This window comes from Delftia acidovorans SPH-1, from assembly GCF_000018665.1.
GTDB lineage: Bacteria > Pseudomonadota > Gammaproteobacteria > Burkholderiales > Burkholderiaceae_C > Comamonas > Comamonas acidovorans.
In genome coordinates this window covers 4,273,707-4,292,720 of record NC_010002.1, presented here as the reverse complement: position 1 = coordinate 4,292,720, position 19,014 = coordinate 4,273,707, and the positions used below count along the sequence as shown (strand labels likewise).

The window sequence follows — 19,014 nt, the reverse complement described above, 5'->3', positions numbered from 1 at the left end:
TACCTGGAATCACCCGCCATGACTTCAGCAATGACTCCCGCGCTCACTGCCGCGATGACTCCCGTTGAATTGCGAACCCTGATCGATCGCTACCGAGCCGAGGGCCTGGTGCCGCCAGGGCCGCTGGTCTGCAGCGGTGGCCGCGCGCCGGACGGCAGCTTCAATCCCTTCGGCACCGTGGCCGATCTGGTGGTGGACCTGAAGGTGTTGCTGGACGAGGCCGACGCGGCTGGCCTGCAGGCGCTGGACATCCATGCCGATACCGTGGTGGTGCCCGAGGGGTTCGACAGGCGGCTTGACGGTGCGGTGCGGCGGCTGACGGTGGTTGCCCGCCGCATTGTTTCCGAAGGCACGACGGTGCTGCGCATGCTGCATGACGAGGACAACGAGCTCAGCAGGGTGCGCATTTTCGTGGAAACCGTGGAGGGCCGGTTCACACTGTACGGCGGCCCCACGCGCGACACCCCTTATGCGCTGGAGGCGGCCTGGGACACGGTGGCGCGGCCGCAGTTCAGCAATTTCCTGTGGCAGGACAACCGGGCTGTGGTGAAGCACACCCCCGTGCCGCCCGGCCTGCTGGAGCATGGCGAGCCGATGCACAGGGTGCTGGCCGCGCTGTTTGCCTTGAGCGCCGGCATGGCGGGCAGGCCCGGCCACAGCGCGGCCGAACTGGCGTTGTGCCATGAGGCGCTGGGCTGGATCACGCGCTGGTCAGGGGTCGAGTCCGGGTTTGGCGAGTTGATCCAGGCGGCGGGTTCGCTGCAGCGTCTGCTGCCGGTCATGGGCGTTGACGGGCTGGCCAGGCCGATTCCTGATCTGAGCGCCGGCAGCTATCTGTCGCTGGCCAAGGCCCGGCAGGAGGTGATGGCAGCCATGGAGGCCCACCTGCGCAGCCTGCGCGCCAGCGGCGAGCTGGCAGGTGCCGTGGGCAGCGTCGCGCAGGCTTTTGCCGACCGGGATACCTTGGACCTCAAGACGCTGGAGGCACGTTGCACCGAGCTGGAGCAGCGGCTGATTCAGCAGATCGAGGCCCTTGACCGCGCCGCACGCACGGTGCGCCAGGAGGAGCTTGAAGCGGAACTTGCCGCCATGCGGCTCAAGCTTGAAAGCGACGTTGCCCAGATCGTGCGCACCGTGAAGATGAGCCTGGAAATCGCCTTTGGCGTCATTGCGGTCGCGGGCAGCGTGGCGGCCCTGTGCGTGGGCGTGCCGCCCGACCCGAAGGCGCTGACCGAGACCGGTCAGAAAGGCGTGCTCGGCCTGAAGGATTTGTACGGGCAGGCCAAGACGCTTGGCGGCAGCATAGACGGCCCGCTCAAGGCGCTGAAGGCCCTGGGCCAGTCGTTTGCCATTCCGCTGCAATGGGCCAGGCACAACTCCAGCACGCTCAAGAATCTGGTGGATCCCGCCAAGGGCGCATTGAATGCGGTGCTGCCGGTGATCCGTGGGCCGCTGGGCGGGCTGGATGTCGAGGGGATTTCCCGGGAGCTGGGCGACACCATGCGTGCACTTGCGCTCATGCCGGATGCCAATGAAGCCAAGGCCGCCTGGACGGTGCTGGAAAACGATGCGGTCAACCGGCTGGATCTGGTGCTTGCCACGGAAGGCACCGAGGCGGCCGTGCGCAACGCTGCCAACACCCTCAAGACACAGGTGCAGAAGGTGGCCGTCTATGGCCGCCTGCTGGCAGAGCAAAGCGCATCCAAGAATGCCATTGCCCGTGAGCTTGCCACGCTCAAGCTGGAGTACGTTGCGGTGATCGGCAAGCGCAAGCGCCTGCAGGCGCTGGAGCAGCAGGCGCTGACAGAGCTGGAGCGCAGCGCGCGGCTGCAGGGGGAAATCACCCTCAGGGCAGAAAGTGCGCGCCGCGGCTTCTTCGTGGACTGCTTCGGGGTCCGCGCGGCACAGGCCTACGAGACCGGCAAGCAGCCAGGCCACCGTCTTTCGATGCCGGGCACGGCCGCTGCCATGGCAGATGCACACGCCACCCTGCTGGCAGACCACGCCAGCGCGCAGGCCGCCAATGCGAGGACCAAAGGTGATCTGCGGCGGGAATTGCGGGTCACTGACACCGCGCTGCTGCAGCAGCTGGCGCATGGGCAGCCCATCAGCCTGTCCATTGCCACCAGCCATCCGGCACTGGCCAGCTACCGCCGCATCCGCCTTTCGTCGGTGCAGGCCTGGCTGGAGTTTGCCGATGCCTCGGCCCAGCGCATCAATATCGACATGGTGACCGGCAGCTACTTTCACGACAGCACGGGCAACGGGGACGAGAGGCTTTTCTGCTCGCCCCTGAAGATCAACTTCACGTACGCCGGCGACCAGATCGAGTTCTCGCAGCATCTGGGAGACGTCTGCCCGACGCCGTTCACGACGTGGCTGATCGAAGTGTTGGAGCCCCGACAGATGCCGGCAGCGCCTCGGGCCCTGCGCCTGTTGATGGCCGGCACTGCTGCCAAATGACCCGGCTTCTGTGGCTGCCCGCCGCTGCCACGGCGCTGTGCTGCGGTGGCGCTCTGGCATCAAGCTGCCGCGTCGAAGCCGAGCCCGCGCGTGAGCCAGTCGCACGGCAGGTATGGACCGATATCGCCGAGTTCTCGTTCCTGACCGGGCTGGATCTTGACGATGCCAGCGGCCGCATGACGCTGGTAAGGAGCCTGGAGAGCATGCAGTCGTTCCCTTCGCTGAAGGCGGCATCGGCCGCTTGGGGCACGCTGCGTGCCCGTATCGACGGGCTGGCCGATACGGTGCAAAAGCTGGGGCAGGCCGTGGGGCGTTTGCAGCAGCTGTGCGACCAGCTGGATGCCGTTTCGCTGGCCCCCGACGCACCGCTGGACGAGGCCCGATGGAATGCGGGTGTCGCAGCCGTCGAGACGGAGATGGATGCGGCCATTGCGGCGGCTGCACCCGTCGTGGCGCAGCTGGAAAGTCATGCCTCGCTGCTTCGCGTGGCCGCCGCGCACCATGCCAGGCAGCCGCCACCGGCAAACGCGGTGGTCCGCCTTGGGCCTGCGCCGCAGGCGATGGCAACGGAATTCAGCACCCTGGCATTGCGCTGGCGGGCCGTGGCCTCCGACCTTGCAAATGCTCGCCGCATCTTGCAGGTAAGGCCGGTGCGCGGCTCGTCTGCGCCCTTGATCGCCATGACGGCCGCCATGCGGGAACTGGCACGGATCTCCGCCGAGGCGCATGCACTCTCGGCCCAGCGGCTCAGCGATGCGGATTTTCGGCGCTACGAGACGGGCGACTACCTGTACGACCAATGCCCCATGCTCAAGGACCGCCAATGGGTCGGGCTGCAAAACCTGTATTGGAGCGAAAGGCGCAACGCGGTAGCGCTGCTGCAGGGCACGGGCCTTGTGTCGCCCCCGGGGCTGTACAACGTCAAGCCATTGCAGATTTCCGTCCCGGCCATGATTGGGGGCGCCGACAGATGGAGGTTCATGCGCACCGGCAAGGGCTACTGGCTTGTCCAGAATGCGGCGTTCGGACCGGGCACCATGGCGCTCGATGTCACCAGCGTGGCCGGGAAATCGCATCTTGAACTGAAGATGACGGCGTCAGCGGGAGACTCCCCACGCTTCAGCGGTCAGCAATGGCGCTGTGCGCCCAGTGACCTGCCGGGTCAGTTCCATCTCTACAACCGCTTCCTGTCGGATGCCATCGTGCTGGACACGGCCAATGACAATGGCATTGCCGTCATGCTGCCGGCCACCAGCCGCTTCTCCGGCCAGTATTGGCGTGTGATCGAGCGGTAAGAGGTACTTGGGGGCAGGGCCCCCTTGATCTCAACCGCACTTGAGGTTGCATGCTCCGGGCTTCTCGTCGCCATGGCACTGCGCCATGGCCGGCGCAGACCCTGCAACCAAGAAGCATCCATGCCCCATCAAGATTCCCTTACGCTGGACGATCAGGTCCGGCCGACGACCACCAAGAGCTGGTCCATCCTGTCCTCCCCCTACCGCCTGACGACGATCGGCATCGTCTCGCTGGTGGCCTTGATTGCCTTTGAGGCCCTGGCCGTGGCCACCGCCATGCCGGCCGTGGCCCGCGCGCTCGATGGGGTGCCGCTGTATGCGGTTGCGTTTGGCGTGACCCTGGCCACCAGCGTAGTGGGCATGACGGTGGCGGGCGGCTGGTGCGACGCGCGCGGGCCGGCGGCGCCGCTGTGGTCTGGCATGGCGTGTTTTGTGGCGGGGTTGCTGCTGGCGGGCTTTGCGCCTTCCATGCCGGTGTTTCTGGCGGGGCGGCTGGTTCAGGGGCTGGGGGCCGGTGGCATGTCGGTGGCGCTGTATGTGCTGGTGGGCCGGCGGTATCCCGAGGCACTGCGGCGGCGCATTTTTGCGGCGTTTGCCACGGCCTGGGTGGTGCCCGCGCTGGTGGGGCCGGCGTTGAGCGGCCTGGTGGTGGAGCACCTGGGCTGGCGCTGGGTGTTCCTGGGCGTGCCCCTGCTGGCCTTGCCGGCCGGGGCGATGCTGCGCCCGGCGCTCCAGGGCCTGGGCGGCCATGGCCAGGGCATGCAGGGCGGTGTGCGGCGCGGGCTGTGGGCCCTGGGCGCGGCCACGGGCATCTGCCTTCTGTATGTGGGCGGGCAGAGGCAATCGGCGGGCGCCTTGGGGGCGGTGGCTGTGGCCGCGGCCTTGTCGCTGGTCTGCACCTGGAAGCTCTTGCCGGCCGGCACGCTGCGCGCCGGGCGCGGGCTGCCCAGCGTGATCGCCTTGCGCGGGCTGGTGTTTGCAGCGTTCTTCGGGGCCGAGGCGTTCCTGCCGCTGGTGCTGGCGCGCGAGCACGGGCTGTCAGCGCCCATGGCGGGGCTGGTGCTGAGCGCGGGTGCGCTGGGCTGGTGTTCCGCCTCCTGGTACCAGGGACACAGCCGCAACGGCTGGAGCCGTCACCGCTTCCTGCGAGTGGGCACCAGCGCGGTGCTGGCGGGCGTGCTGCTGACGGCATCGGTGGCCTGGCCGGCCGTGCCCGTGTGGGTGTCGGTGGTGGGCTGGATCGTGTCGGGGCTGGGCATGGGCCTGCTGTCGGCAAGCCTGTCGGTGCTCACGCTGTCCATGTCCGCACCCGGCGAGCAGGGCGCCAACAGCTCGGCCCTGCAGCTGTGCGAGGCCATTGCCGTGGCGGCCACCCTGGCCATTGGCGGATCGCTGTTCGCGGCCTTGCTGGAGACTTCGGCCCAGGCGGCCTATCTGGCGAATTTTGGGGTTGCGGCCGGGGCGGCGGTGCTGGCGGCGGTGATCGTGGGGCGAACGGATACGCGGCAGGTGTTTGTGGGGTGAGCTTTGCCGTTGGCGGTGCCTATGATCGATGGTCGCCTGCGCAGCACAGGCCGTAGATTTATGCCCATAACTCGCTGTCATCATGAAACACGACAAGAACCTTTCCCCCGTCGGCTGGTATGTGGTGTCCTACCTGCTTCGATTCGTGGAGCTGAACGATGAGCGTCGGGACGACGAACAAGACCGCTTTGTGTCTTGGGAGAACACGGTGCTTGTGCGCGCCAGCACATTGGACGAGGCCTATGAAAAAGGCTTGGCGTTCGCCGGTGAAAATGCGAAGCCCTACAAGGGTGGCCCGGATGGCGTGCCTGTCCAATGGGAGTTGCTGGGTATTACCGAGGTCCTGCCCATTTACGAAGAGCTGGCGGACGGTGCGGAGATTATGTGGACTGAGCGCGCTCCGCGAAAACTCAAGAATCTCCGGCAGTTGGTCAAGCCCAAGGGGGCATTCCAGCAGTAACGGTGGGGCGTGCGGGCAGCCTGCTACAGGAACCACCGCCCCCGATTGCTTCGGTGTAGGACGTGCTCTCAGGGGCGCGCGGGCCCCGGGACCACGCCTTGCCCCGTGGCGCCTGTGCTGTGATGGCGGCTTGTCCAACCAACGCACAGGAGAAACACATGTCCGAGAAAACCGCTTCCGTCCATTGGGAAGGTGCAGGCAAGACCGGCCAGGGCCGCATCAGCACGGAGACCGGCGCGCTCAAGGACCATCCCTATGGCTTCGGCAGCCGCTTCGGGGATGACCGCAAGGGAACGAATCCCGAGGAGATCGTGGGCGCCGCGCATGCGGCGTGTTTCACGATGGCCTTTGCCTTTGCCTGCGAGAAGGCGGGCATTGCCACCGAGATGCTGGACACCACGGCCAAGGTCCGGCTTGCCAAGGATGGCGAGGGCTTCAAGATCGACCGCATTGCCCTCACGCTGCAGGCCAAGGTGCGCGGCATCGACGATGCGCAGTTCCAGAAAATCGCCCAGGAGGCCAAGTCCCAGTGCCCGCTGTCCAAGGCGCTGGCAGGCGTGCCCGAGGTGACCTTGGTGGCCACGCTGCTGCATTGAGTTCGCTCAGGCGCTTGTGCCGGGCGGTGGGGCAGGGCAGGTGCAGCACTCTGGCTTGCCGGGCACTCAATCCTGGGCCGTGAAGCCTTTGCCGCAATCGCCGCAGATCAGGTTCAGCCCAGGTTTGCCCCAGACATTGACGGGCGCCGCGCAACCGCCGCAGCGGTACTTGACGCGCAGGGACTTGTTGACGGGCTGCACCATGGTCTCGCCGGTGGTGGAGCCCGGCACCGCCACCGAGGTGCCCACGGGCCGCACGGCTTCGGCCAGGGCGGGCACGGAGGACATGGGCGGCTGGGTGCCCTGCATGCCCTGGATCTGCGTGGCCATGCTCCACTGGCCCGTGACCACATGCTCGATGGCCGGGAAGCGGTCGTACCAGCTCAGTTGGAAGCGCGTGGTCAGCAACTGCTCGCAGGCCGCGAGGAAGGGGCCGCCCGCCATGGCGTAGTCGGCCATCATGTCGCCCGTGCGCCGGCCGCCCGGCCGGCCCGTGGACGAGGGCATGAGGCCCAGCGATTCCAGCTTGTCCGCCCATTCCTCGTTGTGATACCGCGCGCGGCCCGGCTTGCCGAAGTGGTGCTGCCACAGGTGCGTCATCTCATGCACCAGGGTCTGCAGCGTCTCGATGATGGGCACGGCCGCGAAGTAGGCGGGATTGAGCGCAATCTCGTCCGTGGTGCTGCCATCCAGCGACGCAAAGCGCGCCGCAGAGAAATAGCCGCAGGTGCGCTTTTCGCGCTGCAGCGTGATCAGGCAATGGGGCAGGGCATCGTCGAACAGGCGCTGGTTGAAGTGCTCGTAGGCCTGCTGCAGTTCGGAATAGGTTTCGCGCGTGGGGACTGCGCGCGCAGAGGAAAGGGAAGAGGCAAGGGAGGAGGCAGTGGCCGAGAGCATGGCTGGATTGTGCAATACAGCCATGCAGCCATTGGCGAGTTTCAGGGCGATCCGTCCTGCACGTTCAATGCCTGCCCAATCGCATAGAACTGCCCACCCGCCACGTAGTGCAGGCTGCGCAGCGCGGGGTCGGCGTCCTCGAAGTGCCAGTGGCCGTCGCTGAACACGCGGGTGTCGGACCAGGCGCCCACGATCTCGCCGATGAATAGGTCGTAGGCCTGCTGGTTGTGGGGCTCGGGGATGAGTCGGCAGGCCAGCCAGCCGGCGCAGCCGTCCACAAAGGGCAGGTCGAACCCTTCCATGCCGAACAGCTGAACGCCGCTGGTGGCGAGCTTGCCGGCATCGGTGGAAAGGGTGTGCGTGCCGACCTGGTGCGTGAGCTGCAACTGGGCGGCCGTAGGCACCTGGATCACGAACATGCCGCTGTGCTCGACCAGGGCGCGCGTGGCCGTGGCCTTGTCCAGCACCACGGTGAGCTTCGGGGGCGCAAAGTCCAGCGCGCAGCACCAGGCTGCGGCCATGACGTTGTCCACGCCGCCATGGCGGGCCGAGACCAGGACGGTGGGGCCGTGGTTGATCAGCCGGTAGGACTTGGCGAGATCGACCGGGGCGATATGCGGGTTCATGCGAGCTTTCTGAGAGGTTCTTGACTGTGCATGGTGTTCACTCGGCCAGCGCCTCGGAACCCACGATATGCACGCCGGGTCTGGCGTTGACAGCAGCCTCTATCAAAGCCTGGGCAATGCGGTGCGCGGGGTTGAGCCGCCAGCGCCGGGGCAGCAGCGGGCCCAGGTCGCCAAGAACGCCGACCATGAAGCGCTCACCCGCGCGGTGCTCGGTGCGCGGGCCGCTGATCAGGCCGGGGCGCACGAAGGTGAGGGAGGCAAAGCCTTGCGCCTGCAGGTCGCGCTCGAGCTCACCCTTGACGCGGTTGTAGAAGATGCGCGAGCCGGCGTCGGCGCCCATGGCCGAGTTCAGCACATAGGTGGCTGTGCCATGGCGCCGCGCCAGCTGTGCGGCCAGCAGCGGATAGTCATGGTCCACACGCCGAAAAGCAGGCCGGCTGCCGGCTGTCTTGATGGTGGTGCCCAGGGTGCAGACCAGGGCATCGGCCCGCCACCAGTCGGCGTCTTCGGGCAGGTGCTCGAAATCGACGAGGGGGGCGAGCAGCCTGGGATGCGCCGGCAGCGCCCGGCGTACCGGGGCCACGACGCGGGTGATGCGGCTGTCGGCCAGGGCCTGTTGCAGCACCTGGCTGCCCACCAGCCCCGTGGCGCCCACGATCAGCAGTTGCATGGCTTGGTCTTTCGATGGGTCATTCGATGAGGACGCAGGTCAGCCAGTGTGCCGCAGATCGCGGGGCGCCAGTCCTGTGCTCAGGCTGCCACAGGCCAGTCGATGTAGCCCTTTGCGCCGCCGCCGTAGTAGGCCTCGTGCGGGGCCACGGCCAGTTCCTTGCCGTGGCGCAGGCGTGCCACCAGGTCGGGGTTGGCGATGAAGGGGCGGCCGATGGCCACGGTGTCGATCAGGCCCTTGGCGCGGCGGTCCATGGCCAGTTCCAGGTCATAGCCGTTGTTGCCCATGTAGGCGCCGTCAAAGAGCTTGCGCAGCGCGTCCAGGTCCACGCCGGGCGGCAGTTCGCGCGAGCCGCCGGTGGCGCCTTCCACGACGTGCAGGTAGGCCAGGCCGAAGCGGTTGAGCTGGGGGATGAGGTAGCCGTAGAGGGCCATCACATCGCTGTCCAGCGGCGTGTTGCCGGCGTTGGGTGTGACGGGCGACAGGCGGATGCCCACGCGGTCGGCTCCCCAGACCTTGGCCACGGTGTCGGTGACTTCCAGCGTCAGGCGGGCGCGGTTTTCGATGCTGCCGCCATAGGCGTCGCTGCGGTGGTTGGTGGAGTCGCGCAGGAACTGGTCGAGCAGGTAGCCGTTGGCCGAGTGCACTTCCACGCCGTCAAAGCCTGCACGCTTGGCGCATTCGGCCGCGTGGCGGTATTGCTCGACGATGCCGGGGATTTCGCTGGTTTCCAGGGCGCGGGGCATGGACACCTCGGCTACGCCGTTGGGCGTGAAGGTGACGCCTTCGGCCTTGATGGCAGAGGGGGCGACAGGGGCCACGCCACCGGGCTGCAGGTCCACGTGCGAGTAGCGGCCCACGTGCCACAGCTGGGCCACGATCTTGCCGCCGGCCGCGTGCACGGCGTCGGTGACCTTCTTCCAGCCGGCGACCTGTTGCTCGGTCCAGATGCCGGGCGTGAGGTTGTAGCCCCGGCCCTGTGCGGAGATGTTGACGGCTTCGCTGATCAACAGGCCCGCGCTGGCGCGCTGGGCGTAGTAGGCGGCGTGCAGTTCGGTGGGCACGCCGTCGTCACCGGCGCGGCTGCGGGTCAGCGGGGCCATGACGAAGCGGTTGGCGAGCGACAGGCCGCCCAGTTGGGTGGGGGAGAACAGATCGGTGTGAAGGCTGTGGTCGGTCATGGTGTGCAGTGGTGGTGGTTGAACAAAAGGAAGAGGGATAGGTAAGAGGTGAAGGGTTTGAAGTTGACCAGTCGTCTATAAACAAGGCAAATAAAAAGCGGCGGCCCGGCCTGCTCAGCCCAGCAGCCGCTTCGTGGACACAAGGGCTGCGGCAAATGGCTCCTCATGCCGGCCCAGCTTGGACAGCAGGGAGGCGCCCAGCCACAGCTGGTACAGCGATTCGGCCAGCGCAGGCGCGTCCAGGTCGGATGTGATGGAGCCATCGGCCTGGCCGGCGCGCACGCAGTCGGTCAGCCGGGTGATGATGGCGTCGGTGCCGGTGCGCAGCACCGAGCGCATGTCGTCGGACAGGTCGCAGACCTCGGGGCCCAGCTTGACCACGAGGCACTGGCCTCCTGCATGGGCCGAGCACTGGTTCTGCGTCCAATGGCGGAAGTAGGTCATCAGCCGGGAGATGGCCGGATCGGGCGTCTCCATGAGCGCATCGATCTTGGCCAGGTACTCGTCGAAGTACTCCTGCAGCAGGGCCTGGCCGAACTCTTCCTTGGACTTGAAGTAGTAGTAGAAGGAGCCCTTGGGCACGCCCGCAGCCGCGACGACCTCGGCCAGGCCGACGGCCGTGTAGCCTTTCTGGGTCATCAACGCCTTGGCCACATCAAGGATGTGCTGGCGTGTTTCCTGTGCGGGTTTCTTCATGGGATCGAAGTCTAACGTAAAAACCGACCAGTCGTCTACAAACTTTGTTCCCGCGTCATTCCGGCGGTCGCAAGGCCTGCGCCGTGTCGGGCAAGTCACCCGGCCGGATGATGCGCGCAAGACCCATCCTGTCGCTCAGAAAGTCGATCAAGGCCCGGGCGGCGCCGGACTGGAAGCGGTTGGGCATGTACAGCATGAACATGCGGCCCTGGTTGATGCTGAACTCATAGTCCTGCATGGCCAGCACGACGCGGCCATCTTCCACTTGGCTGCGCACCATGTAGTCGGGCACCAGCCCCACGCCCAGGCCGCCGGTGATGCAGTCGCACAGGAAAGGGTAGCTGCGCGACATCAGCGTGGGCGTGATGTCCAGCTCCTCCAGCGGCTGGCCGTTCCGCGCGATCTGCAGGCGCACCTTGCCGCTTTCTCCGCCCGATGTGATGAGCGGCGTGCGCGACAGCTCGGACGGGGTCTCCGGCAGGCGGTGGCTGCGCAGCCAGTCGCTGGATGCGCACAGGCTGTAGCGCACCGGCCCCATGTCGCGCGCCACCAGCATGGGTGGCGGGTCGGACATGACGCGGATCGCGATGTCCACGCTGTCCTTGAGCAGGTTGTCTATGAAGTTTTCCAGGCGGATGTCCAGCACCACCTGCGGATGGGCGCGCTTGAACTCGATCAGCCACGGCGCCATGACCAGGTGGCCGTAGCCGGTGGGCACGCTCAGCCCGATCTTTCCCGAGATGTCGTCCGTGCTGCTTTGGGCCAGCTCGCGCACCAGTTCGGTCTCGTTGAGGATGTTGCGCGCATGGCGGTAGATGCGCTGGCCGACCTCGGTGGCCTCCACGCCCTGGGGCGTTCTGCGCAGCAGCGATGCGCCAAGGGACTTCTCCAGCCGGGCCAGGTGGTAGCTCACGTTGGCCCGCGACATGTTCAAGAACTTTGCCGCCTGGCTCAGGTTTCCGTGTTCGATGATCTGGACAAGGATGTTGAATGCCAGGAAATCCATGCGCTGCAGTCCAAGGGGGTGTCAATATTGTTTGACATGATGTCAACCGCCGCCGCCATTGTCAAAGAGGGTGCGCTGGGCAGAATGGGCCAGCCAGAACACATAAACATTCAAGGAGACAAGATGGCAGGCATCACAAAAAGACAGGCGTTGGCCAAGGGCATGGCGCTGGGCGCCATCGGCGTGGCTGCGTTCGCATCGCTGTGCGGCGCGGCGCAGGCCAATACCGATACCGGCGCCTGGCCCGACAGGCCGATTCGCCTGGTCGTTCCCTTCCCGCCGGGTGGGCCCACCGATGGCGCGGCGCGCGTCTACGCCGAGGCGCTGGCGCGCCAGCTGGGCCAGCCCGTGGTGATAGAGAACAAGCCCGGCGCATCGGGCGCGGTGGCGGCGGGCCAGTTCCGCACGGCTGCGCCTGACGGCTACACGCTGATGATGATGGTCACGCCCACCATCATGGCGCCGCATTTCTTCAAGAACGTCAAGTTCCACACGGCCACGGATTTCGCCCCGGTCACCAAGATCTACGACCTGCCCAATGTGATTGCGGTCAATGCGCAGTCGCTGCCCAAGGTGACGGACCTCAAATCGCTGTTCCAGTACGCCAAGGCGCAGCCCGCCACGCTGGACTACACCAGCTCCGGCGCGGGCAGCTCGGGCCACCTGAGCATGGAGCTGATGAAATCCGCCAAGCTGCACACCATGCAGCACGTGGCCTACAAGGGCAGTGCGCCCGCCATGAACGACACGCTGGGTGGCGTGGTGCCGGTGATCTATGCGGACATGGTGTCTGCGCTGCCCCATATCCGCAGTGGCCGGCTGAGGGCGTTGGCGGTGGGCACGCCGCAGCGCGTGAAGGCGCTGGACGGCGTGCAGACCATGGCCGAGCAGGGCTTTGGCGGCTATGAGGCATCGTCCTGGGGCGGCCTGGTGGCACCCAGGGACACGCCGCGCGCCATCATCGACAAACTCAGCGCCACCTCGCGCCAACTGCTGGCCACCGACGAGGTGCGCGACCGCTTCGAGAAGATCGGCGTGACGGCCGCCTACCTCAACCCCCAGGATACCGAGGCCCTGATCCGCAGCGACTACACCCGCTGGGGCGAGGTGGTGCGCACCAACGGCCTGGGCGCGGAGTGAATCCATGGCCATGAGTCCTATGCCTGCGCAATCCATGTTCCGGCCTCTGCGGGCCGTTTGCAGCCTGGCCGATGTCGAAGCCATCGAAAGCCGGCCCATGGCGCAGCTGATCACCGCGGCTTCGGTCTACGACCTCTTTTGCAACTCCGCGCGTGAGCACGGCCAGGGCAGGGCGCTGAGCTTTCTGCCCCAGGCCGGCAGCGTTCATGACGCCCGGCACCTGAGCTATGCCGAACTGCTGGGCAAGATCCACCAGACGGCCAACGCCCTGCATGCGCTGGGCATGGGCGCCAGCGACACGGTGGCCATCCTGCTGCCCGGCTGCATGGAGTACCACTTTGCGCTGTGGGGCGGCGAGGCGGCGGGCATCGTGCAGCCCATCAATCCGCTGCTGAGTGCCGAGAAGATCTCTGCCCTGATGCGGACCACGGGCGCGCGCTTTCTGATCGCCTGGGCGGACGAGGACGATGCCGGAATCCGCGAGAAAGTCACGGCGCTGGATGCGGACCTGGCGCATGTGCTCTGGGTCTCGCATGAAGGCCGGGTTCCCCAGGGGGATGGACAGCGCTGGCCCGCCTGCGATCTGCATGCCGCCCTGGCCGCCCAGCCCTCCGACCGGCTGGTGAGCGGGCGCCAGCCCCAGGCCGGCGACGTGGCGGCCTATTTCCATACCGGGGGCACCACGGGCGCGCCCAAGATTGCCGTGCAGACGCATGGCGCCCAGGTCTACACCGCCTGGGCCAGCGTGCAGATGCAGGGCCTGAACACGGCCGACCGCACCATCAACGGCTACCCGCTGTTCCATGTGGCCGGAGTGCTGCCGGGCTCGCTGGCCTGCTTCTCGGCCGGAGCCCACGTCATCATTCCGACCACCGGTCTGTTTCGCAACAAGGCCGTGATTGCCGGCTTCTGGCGCATGGCGGCACAGTGGAAGCCCACGCTGATGTCGGCCGTGCCCACGGTGCTGGCCGCGCTGGTGGAGGTGCCGCTGCAGGGGGCTGATGTGTCCTCCATCCGCTACTTCCGCACGGGCGCCGCGCCGCTGTCGCCCGAGGTGGCGGCGCGCTTCAAGGCGCACAGCGGTTTCCATGTGCACGAGAGCCTGGGCATGACCGAGATGACGGGCATCTCCACCATCACGCCGCCCGGCCTGCACGCGGCGGCGGGCCATGTGGGCCTGCGCCTGCCGTTTGCGCGCCTGGCCGTGCGCTGCATGGGGCCGGACGGCAGGCCATCAGGGCAGGAAGCCGCGCCCGGCGAAACCGGCATGGTGGTGTTCCAGTCGCCCAACCTGTTTTCCGGGTACCTGGGTGGCATTGAGCCGTCCAGCTACCTCACCGATGACGGCTGGCTGATCACGGGGGACCTGGGCTCGGTCGGCGACGATGGCCTGCTGCGGCTGCGCGGGCGTTCCAAGGACGTCATCATCCGCAGCGGCCACAACATCGATCCGCAGGTGATAGAGCAGGCGCTGGAGCGCCATCCCGCCGTCAAGGCCTGCGCCGCCGTGGGCGCACCCGATGCCTATGCGGGCGAGGTGCCTGTGGCCTTTGTCGCGCTCCAGCCCGGCGCTCATGCCGATGAGACCGAACTGCTGGCCTTTGCCGCAGCCGGCGTGGACGAAGCGCCTGCGCGCCCGCGCTATGTGCGCATCATCGATGCGCTGCCCACCACCAACGTGGGCAAGGTCTACAAGCCGCGCCTGCGCAGCATGGCTGCGGAAATCTACGCTCGCACCCTGGTGGCCCAGGCGCATGAGCGCATGGGCCTGCCGCTGCCGCCCGCGGCCAGCACCACGCATGCGGAAGGCGAGGGCTTTGTGCTGCGCCCGGCCAGGGCGGCTGACCGGAGCCCTTGGGAGCAGGCTGCCGAGGCGCTGGCCTTCACGGGCGAGCCGGTGCGCATCGAGGATGCCGCCTGAACGCTGGGCCGGACCCCATTGCAGCTACCTGGTGAACTGCGCCGGAGCGGTGCGCAATGCGCATAGAATGCAAACCATTCGCATTCAATAATCAATGCGGCGACATGCGGCCGCACCCCACTCCCCAAGCACGTTCATGCCGTCGGCCCGTTGTGGCGCCGATGGCTGTTTTTTTTGTCCTTTGAGGAAGCTGCAATGAAGAAACACTGGATTCTTGTCTCCGCACTCCTGGCCGCCAGCGGCGCCAGCCAGGCCCACCAGATCTGGCTGGAACAGCCGGCCGGCGAAACCGCCGTGATCCGCTTTGGCGAGTTTGGCGACAACCTGCGCGAGACATCGCCGGGCCTGCTCGACAAGTTCGGCAAGCCCGTGGCCACCCTGGTGTCTGCCCAGGGCGAGAAGGCGGCCGATGGCCGCAAGACCGGCACCGGCTTTGCGCTGCCCTTCAAGGCCGGCCAGGGCGACAGCATCGTGGCCGAGGATGCCGGCTACCCGCTGTACACCAGCAAGAAGGGCGAGCAGGAACTGCGCAACTGGTACCACCCGGCCGCGCGCCTGATCACCGGCTTTGCTGCCCAGGCCTCGCGCCTCACGCTGGATGTCGTGCCCTCGGGCAAGGCCGGCGAGTTCAAGGTCATCTACAAGGGCCAGCCGCTGCCCAAGGCCAAGGTCGTGCTGACCGTGCAATCGGGCTGGAGCAAGGAAGCCCACGCTGACGAGCAGGGCCTGGTGCAGTTCGACATGCCCTGGAAGGGCACCTACGTGGCCGAAGCCACGCACGACGAGCGCAGCGGCGGTGAGCGCACCGGCCCGAACGGCGCAGAAAAATACGACGGCGTGCACTATGTGACCTCGGTCACCTACGTCAAGCCCGAAGGCGTGGCGCCCATCGCTGCCGGCCCTGCGGCCAAGCCCAACAAGTAAGCGCTGCGGCCAAACACCTTGGCCCGAGACGCAGGCAGCCATGCCTGCCGGCCTCCATGCCTCATGCATGGAGGCTTTTTTATGGGCGCTGCAGTAGGAACACATGGGTGGGTGCGGGATTCATCGTATACGATTGAATATTTCGTAAAGAGAGGGGCGTGGGCTTCAACGCCGCGTTCTAGAGGAGGAAATCCATGTTCAAACGCATACTGTCCCGCGGCCTGGCGCCGCTCCTGGCGCTGTTGTTGGCTGGCTCGGCCAGCCTGGCCCATGCCGATGAAGGCCTGCTGCTGGCCGCTGGCGCCGGCTACCGCAAGCCCGTGCTGGAACTGCTGCAGGCCTTCAGCCAGGCCACGGACATTCGCGCCGAGGCCAGCTTTGGCAACATGAAGCAGATCGAGACCCAGGCCCGCCAGAACCCCGAGATCGCCGTGCTGATTGGCGACCGCGCCTTTGTCGAGCCCATGCAACTGGCCGAGCGCTACATCACGCTGGGCCAGGGCCAGCTGGTGCTGGTGGCCGCGCGCGGCCAGCGCCTGGAAAGCGTGCAGGACCTGGCCAGGCCCGAATTCAAGCGCATTGCCATCGCCGACCGCAGCAAGGCCGTGTACGGCAACGCGGCGCGCATCTGCCTGGAGCGCCTGGGCCTGGCGCAGACGCTGGGCGAACGCCTGGTCGAAGTGGCCACGGTGCCCCAGGTCAGCGCCTATGTGACCACCGGCGAGGTGGACGCAGGCTTTGTCAACAAGACCGAGGCCCTGGTCCTGAAAGACCGCGTGGGCGCCAGCGTGCCGGTGGCGGCCAGCTGCCATCCGCCCATCGAACTGAGCCTGGCCGTGCTCAAGGGCCGCGCCTCATCGCCGCAACTGCAGGCGCTGCTGGACTTCATCGCCACGCCGCAGGCCCGCCAGGTACTGGAGCGGCACGGCCTTTGATGGGCCACCTAATCCCTGCTGGCAACTGACAGTCCATGACCGACTCCGTTTGCGCCCAGGCGCCGCTGGCCCTGACCGCGCATGTCATTGCCTGGAGCCTGATGCTGCAATTGCTGGTGGGCGCAGGCCTGGGCTGGCTGCTGGCACGGCGCCGGTTTGCGGGGCGCCAGCTGGTCGATGCACTGGTCAGCCTGCCGCTGGTGTTTCCGCCCATCGTGCTGGGCTATGGCCTGCTGGTGCTGCTGGGCCGGCAAGGGCTGCTCACCCAACTGCTGCCCGATGTGCTGCGGCCCGACATCGTGTTTTCGCAAACGGGCCTGGTCATTGCGGCCTTCATTGCCGGGTTGCCGCTCATGGTCAAGCCCACGCAGGCCGCCTTTGCAGGCACTTCGCCACGCCTGCTGGAGGCGGCGGCCATGCTGGGGCACCGCCCCTGGTCGGTGTTCTGGCGCATCGGGCTGCCGCTGGCCCGGCGTGGCATTGCGGCCGGCCTGATCCTGTCGGGGGGCCGTGCGCTGGGCGAGGTCGGCCTGTCGCTCATGCTGGGCGGCAACATCATCGGCCGGACGGAAACCCTGTCACTGGCCATCTACAACAACGTGCTGGACGGCAATCTGGCCTGCGCCAATCAGCTCTCTCTGATGCTGGGCGTGCTGGCCATGGCGGCCTTCATGGTGCTCAGGCGGTTTGGCGCGCTGTGAGCAGCGGGCAGGGCCGGGCAGGGCGCAAGCTGGAAAGGACTCAGGGCAGGAAAGGCGAAGACAGCAGGCGCAAGCCGATGGAAAACCACCGCTCCTGCGTGCTGCTGCCTGCGCGGTTGCCGTAGGTGGCATCGATCTGCACATGTCCAGGCACCAGCCAGTAGCGCAGGCCCATCTGGTAGAAGGGCTTGCCCTGGTTCTGGCCGAATGTCTCGGCAATCAGCCAGGTGCTCTGGCTCAATTGGGCCTCGGTTGCCAGGCCCCAGGTCATGAGGTTGCGATGCGTCTGCGCCGTGCGCAGCCAGCCCACGTTGGTGTGGAAGAACAGCCGGTCATCGCGCATCGAGAACGTGACGGGCACATAGGCGTACAAATCTCCCCGGCCCTGGCCCTCGTCATTCGGATGCCGGGCATTGCCCACGGCCAGGCCCCAGCCCCAGCCATTGGGCTGCAGTTCCTTGAACAGGGTCTTGCCCTGGATCACCACATCCGTGGTCCGGCTGCTGCCGTCCTCTCGCGTGCGTGCCGCGCCCAGCGTCAGCTCCAGATTGCCCGTGAAATTGCAGGCCGGCTGCGCCCAGAACTCCGTGCTGTCCTTTTTGGACTTGACCCAGCTTTCCAGCTGGCAGGACTTGGCATCGACGATGCGGGCATCGTCCGTGATCATGGGCCGGGCTGCATGGGCCGGGCTGGTGCCGAGACAGGCTGCCAGGCCCAGGGCTGCCGCCGCCCAAAGGGAGTGGGGATTGCGCATGGCCCGCCATCCTAAAGCCGAAAAATGACGCCACCAGAACATTGCTGTGCCAGGCGCGCCACAACAACGGCTGTGCACGGATTTGCCCCATATGGCCCTGTCCATCGCCAAACTGGGTCAGGCACACATCCCCGGACGGATCGCGCTGGGGAACTGCGTCCCCGCACACATACAGCCGCTCCGTGCCTGCCTTCGCAACGTACTCCCACTCATGGTCCCAAGGCAGGCGATAGCCCGTGGCGGCCAAAAAGCGCTGCGCTTCCTCTTGCGTGACATAGGCGGGGAACGGCCCGTCCTCGCTGGAGAAATCAGGCCGCTCCAGCCCATCGCACAAATCCACATGCTCTTCAATCACCCACTCGAACGTAGGAAAGCGGCCCATCAGAAACGCGGGCACATGCACGGGATCCGCCTCCTTCGCTGCATGGACCACCGGCGCAATCAAGGACCAGTCCTCAGCAGGGATCGAATCGCGCAGCTTGTCCAACCGCTGCGCCCTTGCCCCGTAGGTGAAATCGCCGCCCAGGACCAGGGTCAGCGTGGTCTCATGCTGCGCATCGTAAAAGCAGGGAACCTCCCATGCCGCGCCCTCAGCAGGTTCCGTAGAGACGAATGGTTTGGCGAACTCGAAGCCGCGCGGCAGCCCCTCCAGAATGGCTTGGGCAATCTCTGCGCGGCGGGAGGGCAGTGTGGATTGCCAGGATTGGGGGCTGGCGAGTTCAGGGATGGTGTGCATGGTCGGGACAAAAATCACATGACTTCAAACAGATGAAATTTGATGCTGTGCGGATTTTTGCCGAAATCTCCAGGCAGTTCGCCACGCATGGTCAGATCGCACCTCTTGTCTTGCCTGAAAACATCCATCTCGTAGCCCCAGCCTCCGTAATTCAATCGATAGACCCTGATTGAGGAATTTTCATCGTCGGCACAAATTTCATCTTTTTCCAGAACGAGCTGGCTACCTATTGGAGGAGGTGCAAGCGAGGTGAAATCGTCTTTGCCGAGATGATTTTCCAATGCTTCAAAAGCCTCATCCATTTGCAGTGGGCTGATACCGAAGTGGGCTTCAAGGGTTTTCAGATCTTGGTGAAAGAATGCGGTCGCCAGCAAGCGGATGGATTTCTCTGCGGTCTCCAGATTGAGTGTATGAAGATTTGGGTCGTATTCATATGAATGGGTAGATGCCATGTCTGGATGTTAAATAAAGATTGTAGGATTATTGGTG

18 protein-coding genes are annotated in these 19,014 nt (G+C 66.3%); 10 read left to right on the top strand and 8 right to left on the bottom strand.

The annotated features are described in order from the left end of the window. The first annotated feature begins 18 nt into the window (after window positions 1–18). The 5 genes from DACI_RS19555 (at window position 19) to DACI_RS19535 (ending at window position 6,338) form a co-directional block, all read left to right on the top strand. A complete protein-coding gene (locus tag DACI_RS19555) occupies window positions 19–2,463 on the top strand; it encodes a hypothetical protein (protein ID WP_012205722.1) in 2,445 nt (814 codons plus the stop codon). After that, entirely contained in the window at window positions 2,460–3,758 is a 1,299-nt protein-coding gene (locus DACI_RS19550) for an RICIN domain-containing protein (protein ID WP_012205721.1), read from the top strand. Before DACI_RS19555 ends, DACI_RS19550 begins: the two co-directional genes overlap by 4 nt. A gap of 120 nt (window positions 3,759–3,878) precedes the next feature. Continuing rightward, complete coding sequence (locus DACI_RS19545; protein ID WP_192812293.1) at window positions 3,879–5,282, top strand: MFS transporter; 1,404 nt, start codon at window positions 3,879–3,881, stop codon at window positions 5,280–5,282. An 82-nt stretch (window positions 5,283–5,364) separates the two neighbouring features. Further along, complete coding sequence (locus DACI_RS19540) at window positions 5,365–5,742, top strand: DUF4288 domain-containing protein (RefSeq protein WP_012205719.1); 378 nt, start codon at window positions 5,365–5,367, stop codon at window positions 5,740–5,742. A 158-nt stretch (window positions 5,743–5,900) separates the two neighbouring features. Beyond that, entirely contained in the window at window positions 5,901–6,338 is a 438-nt protein-coding gene (locus DACI_RS19535) for an OsmC family protein (RefSeq protein WP_043782011.1), read from the top strand. Between the two features lie 66 nt (window positions 6,339–6,404). On the opposite strand, the gene DACI_RS19530 is transcribed toward DACI_RS19535, so the two are convergent. The 6 genes from DACI_RS19530 to DACI_RS19505 form a co-directional block, all read right to left on the bottom strand. Further along, window positions 6,405–7,235, bottom strand: coding sequence for a SprT-like domain-containing protein (locus DACI_RS19530; RefSeq protein ID WP_050771860.1), 831 nt, complete (start codon window positions 7,233–7,235; stop codon window positions 6,405–6,407). Window positions 7,236–7,276: 41 nt separating this feature from the next. Next, window positions 7,277–7,861: a flavin reductase family protein gene (locus DACI_RS19525; protein ID WP_012205716.1), complete on the bottom strand. Its 585-nt coding sequence runs from the start codon at window positions 7,859–7,861 to the stop codon at window positions 7,277–7,279. 37 nt (window positions 7,862–7,898) lie between these two features. Next, on the bottom strand, window positions 7,899–8,531 hold the full coding sequence (locus DACI_RS19520; protein ID WP_012205715.1) for a Rossmann-fold NAD(P)-binding domain-containing protein: 633 nt from the start codon (window positions 8,529–8,531) through the stop codon (window positions 7,899–7,901). 80 nt (window positions 8,532–8,611) lie between these two features. Beyond that, entirely contained in the window at window positions 8,612–9,712 is a 1,101-nt protein-coding gene (locus DACI_RS19515; RefSeq protein ID WP_012205714.1) for an alkene reductase, read from the bottom strand. A gap of 114 nt (window positions 9,713–9,826) precedes the next feature. Continuing rightward, complete coding sequence (locus tag DACI_RS19510) at window positions 9,827–10,408, bottom strand: TetR/AcrR family transcriptional regulator (protein ID WP_012205713.1); 582 nt, start codon at window positions 10,406–10,408, stop codon at window positions 9,827–9,829. Window positions 10,409–10,463: 55 nt separating this feature from the next. Next, window positions 10,464–11,414 (bottom strand): LysR family transcriptional regulator, encoded by a 951-nt coding sequence (locus DACI_RS19505; protein WP_012205712.1) that lies wholly within the window; start codon window positions 11,412–11,414, stop codon window positions 10,464–10,466. A gap of 123 nt (window positions 11,415–11,537) precedes the next feature. On the opposite strand from DACI_RS19505, the gene DACI_RS19500 reads away from it, so the two are divergent. The 5 genes from DACI_RS19500 to DACI_RS19480 all read left to right on the top strand — a co-directional run bounded on the left by DACI_RS19500 (window position 11,538) and on the right by DACI_RS19480 (window position 17,035). Next, on the top strand, window positions 11,538–12,554 hold the full coding sequence (locus DACI_RS19500; protein WP_043782010.1) for a Bug family tripartite tricarboxylate transporter substrate binding protein: 1,017 nt from the start codon (window positions 11,538–11,540) through the stop codon (window positions 12,552–12,554). A gap of 4 nt (window positions 12,555–12,558) precedes the next feature. Beyond that, window positions 12,559–14,475, top strand: a complete 1,917-nt coding sequence (locus DACI_RS19495) for an AMP-binding protein (protein ID WP_012205710.1) — start codon at window positions 12,559–12,561, stop codon at window positions 14,473–14,475. Window positions 14,476–14,670: 195 nt separating this feature from the next. Continuing rightward, window positions 14,671–15,399 carry a DUF4198 domain-containing protein gene (locus DACI_RS19490; RefSeq protein ID WP_012205709.1) on the top strand — a complete coding sequence of 243 codons (729 nt, stop codon included), beginning with the start codon at window positions 14,671–14,673 and terminating at the stop codon, window positions 15,397–15,399. A 194-nt stretch (window positions 15,400–15,593) separates the two neighbouring features. Next, window positions 15,594–16,334 (top strand): molybdate ABC transporter substrate-binding protein, encoded by a 741-nt coding sequence (modA, locus tag DACI_RS19485; protein WP_012205708.1) that lies wholly within the window; start codon window positions 15,594–15,596, stop codon window positions 16,332–16,334. A 35-nt stretch (window positions 16,335–16,369) separates the two neighbouring features. After that, entirely contained in the window at window positions 16,370–17,035 is a 666-nt protein-coding gene (locus DACI_RS19480) for a molybdate ABC transporter permease subunit (protein ID WP_012205707.1), read from the top strand. 40 nt (window positions 17,036–17,075) lie between these two features. On the opposite strand, the gene DACI_RS19475 is transcribed toward DACI_RS19480, so the two are convergent. Then, complete coding sequence (locus DACI_RS19475) at window positions 17,076–17,789, bottom strand: hypothetical protein (RefSeq protein WP_012205706.1); 714 nt, start codon at window positions 17,787–17,789, stop codon at window positions 17,076–17,078. A 750-nt stretch (window positions 17,790–18,539) separates the two neighbouring features. Continuing rightward, window positions 18,540–18,977, bottom strand: a complete 438-nt coding sequence (locus tag DACI_RS19470) for a hypothetical protein (RefSeq protein WP_012205705.1) — start codon at window positions 18,975–18,977, stop codon at window positions 18,540–18,542. Window positions 18,978–19,014 lie beyond the last annotated feature (37 nt).

Coding starts and splice junctions, on each gene's coding strand:
- DACI_RS19505 (WP_012205712.1), bottom strand. CDS start 11,414: ATGGATTTCCTGGCATTCAACATCCTTGTCCAGATCATCGAACACGGA.
- DACI_RS19525 (WP_012205716.1), bottom strand. CDS start 7,861: ATGAACCCGCATATCGCCCCGGTCGATCTCGCCAAGTCCTACCGGCTG.
- DACI_RS19555 (WP_012205722.1), top strand. CDS start 19: ATGACTTCAGCAATGACTCCCGCGCTCACTGCCGCGATGACTCCCGTT.
- DACI_RS19490 (WP_012205709.1), top strand. CDS start 14,671: ATGAAGAAACACTGGATTCTTGTCTCCGCACTCCTGGCCGCCAGCGGC.
- DACI_RS19510 (WP_012205713.1), bottom strand. CDS start 10,408: ATGAAGAAACCCGCACAGGAAACACGCCAGCACATCCTTGATGTGGCC.
- DACI_RS19550 (WP_012205721.1), top strand. CDS start 2,460: ATGACCCGGCTTCTGTGGCTGCCCGCCGCTGCCACGGCGCTGTGCTGC.
- DACI_RS19540 (WP_012205719.1), top strand. CDS start 5,365: ATGAAACACGACAAGAACCTTTCCCCCGTCGGCTGGTATGTGGTGTCC.
- DACI_RS19520 (WP_012205715.1), bottom strand. CDS start 8,531: ATGCAACTGCTGATCGTGGGCGCCACGGGGCTGGTGGGCAGCCAGGTG.
- DACI_RS19530 (WP_050771860.1), bottom strand. CDS start 7,235: ATGCTCTCGGCCACTGCCTCCTCCCTTGCCTCTTCCCTTTCCTCTGCG.
- DACI_RS19495 (WP_012205710.1), top strand. CDS start 12,559: ATGGCCATGAGTCCTATGCCTGCGCAATCCATGTTCCGGCCTCTGCGG.
- DACI_RS19500 (WP_043782010.1), top strand. CDS start 11,538: ATGGCAGGCATCACAAAAAGACAGGCGTTGGCCAAGGGCATGGCGCTG.
- modA (WP_012205708.1), top strand. CDS start 15,594: ATGTTCAAACGCATACTGTCCCGCGGCCTGGCGCCGCTCCTGGCGCTG.
- DACI_RS19515 (WP_012205714.1), bottom strand. CDS start 9,712: ATGACCGACCACAGCCTTCACACCGATCTGTTCTCCCCCACCCAACTG.
- DACI_RS19545 (WP_192812293.1), top strand. CDS start 3,879: ATGCCCCATCAAGATTCCCTTACGCTGGACGATCAGGTCCGGCCGACG.
- DACI_RS19480 (WP_012205707.1), top strand. CDS start 16,370: ATGACCGACTCCGTTTGCGCCCAGGCGCCGCTGGCCCTGACCGCGCAT.
- DACI_RS19470 (WP_012205705.1), bottom strand. CDS start 18,977: ATGGCATCTACCCATTCATATGAATACGACCCAAATCTTCATACACTC.
- DACI_RS19535 (WP_043782011.1), top strand. CDS start 5,901: ATGTCCGAGAAAACCGCTTCCGTCCATTGGGAAGGTGCAGGCAAGACC.
- DACI_RS19475 (WP_012205706.1), bottom strand. CDS start 17,789: ATGCGCAATCCCCACTCCCTTTGGGCGGCGGCAGCCCTGGGCCTGGCA.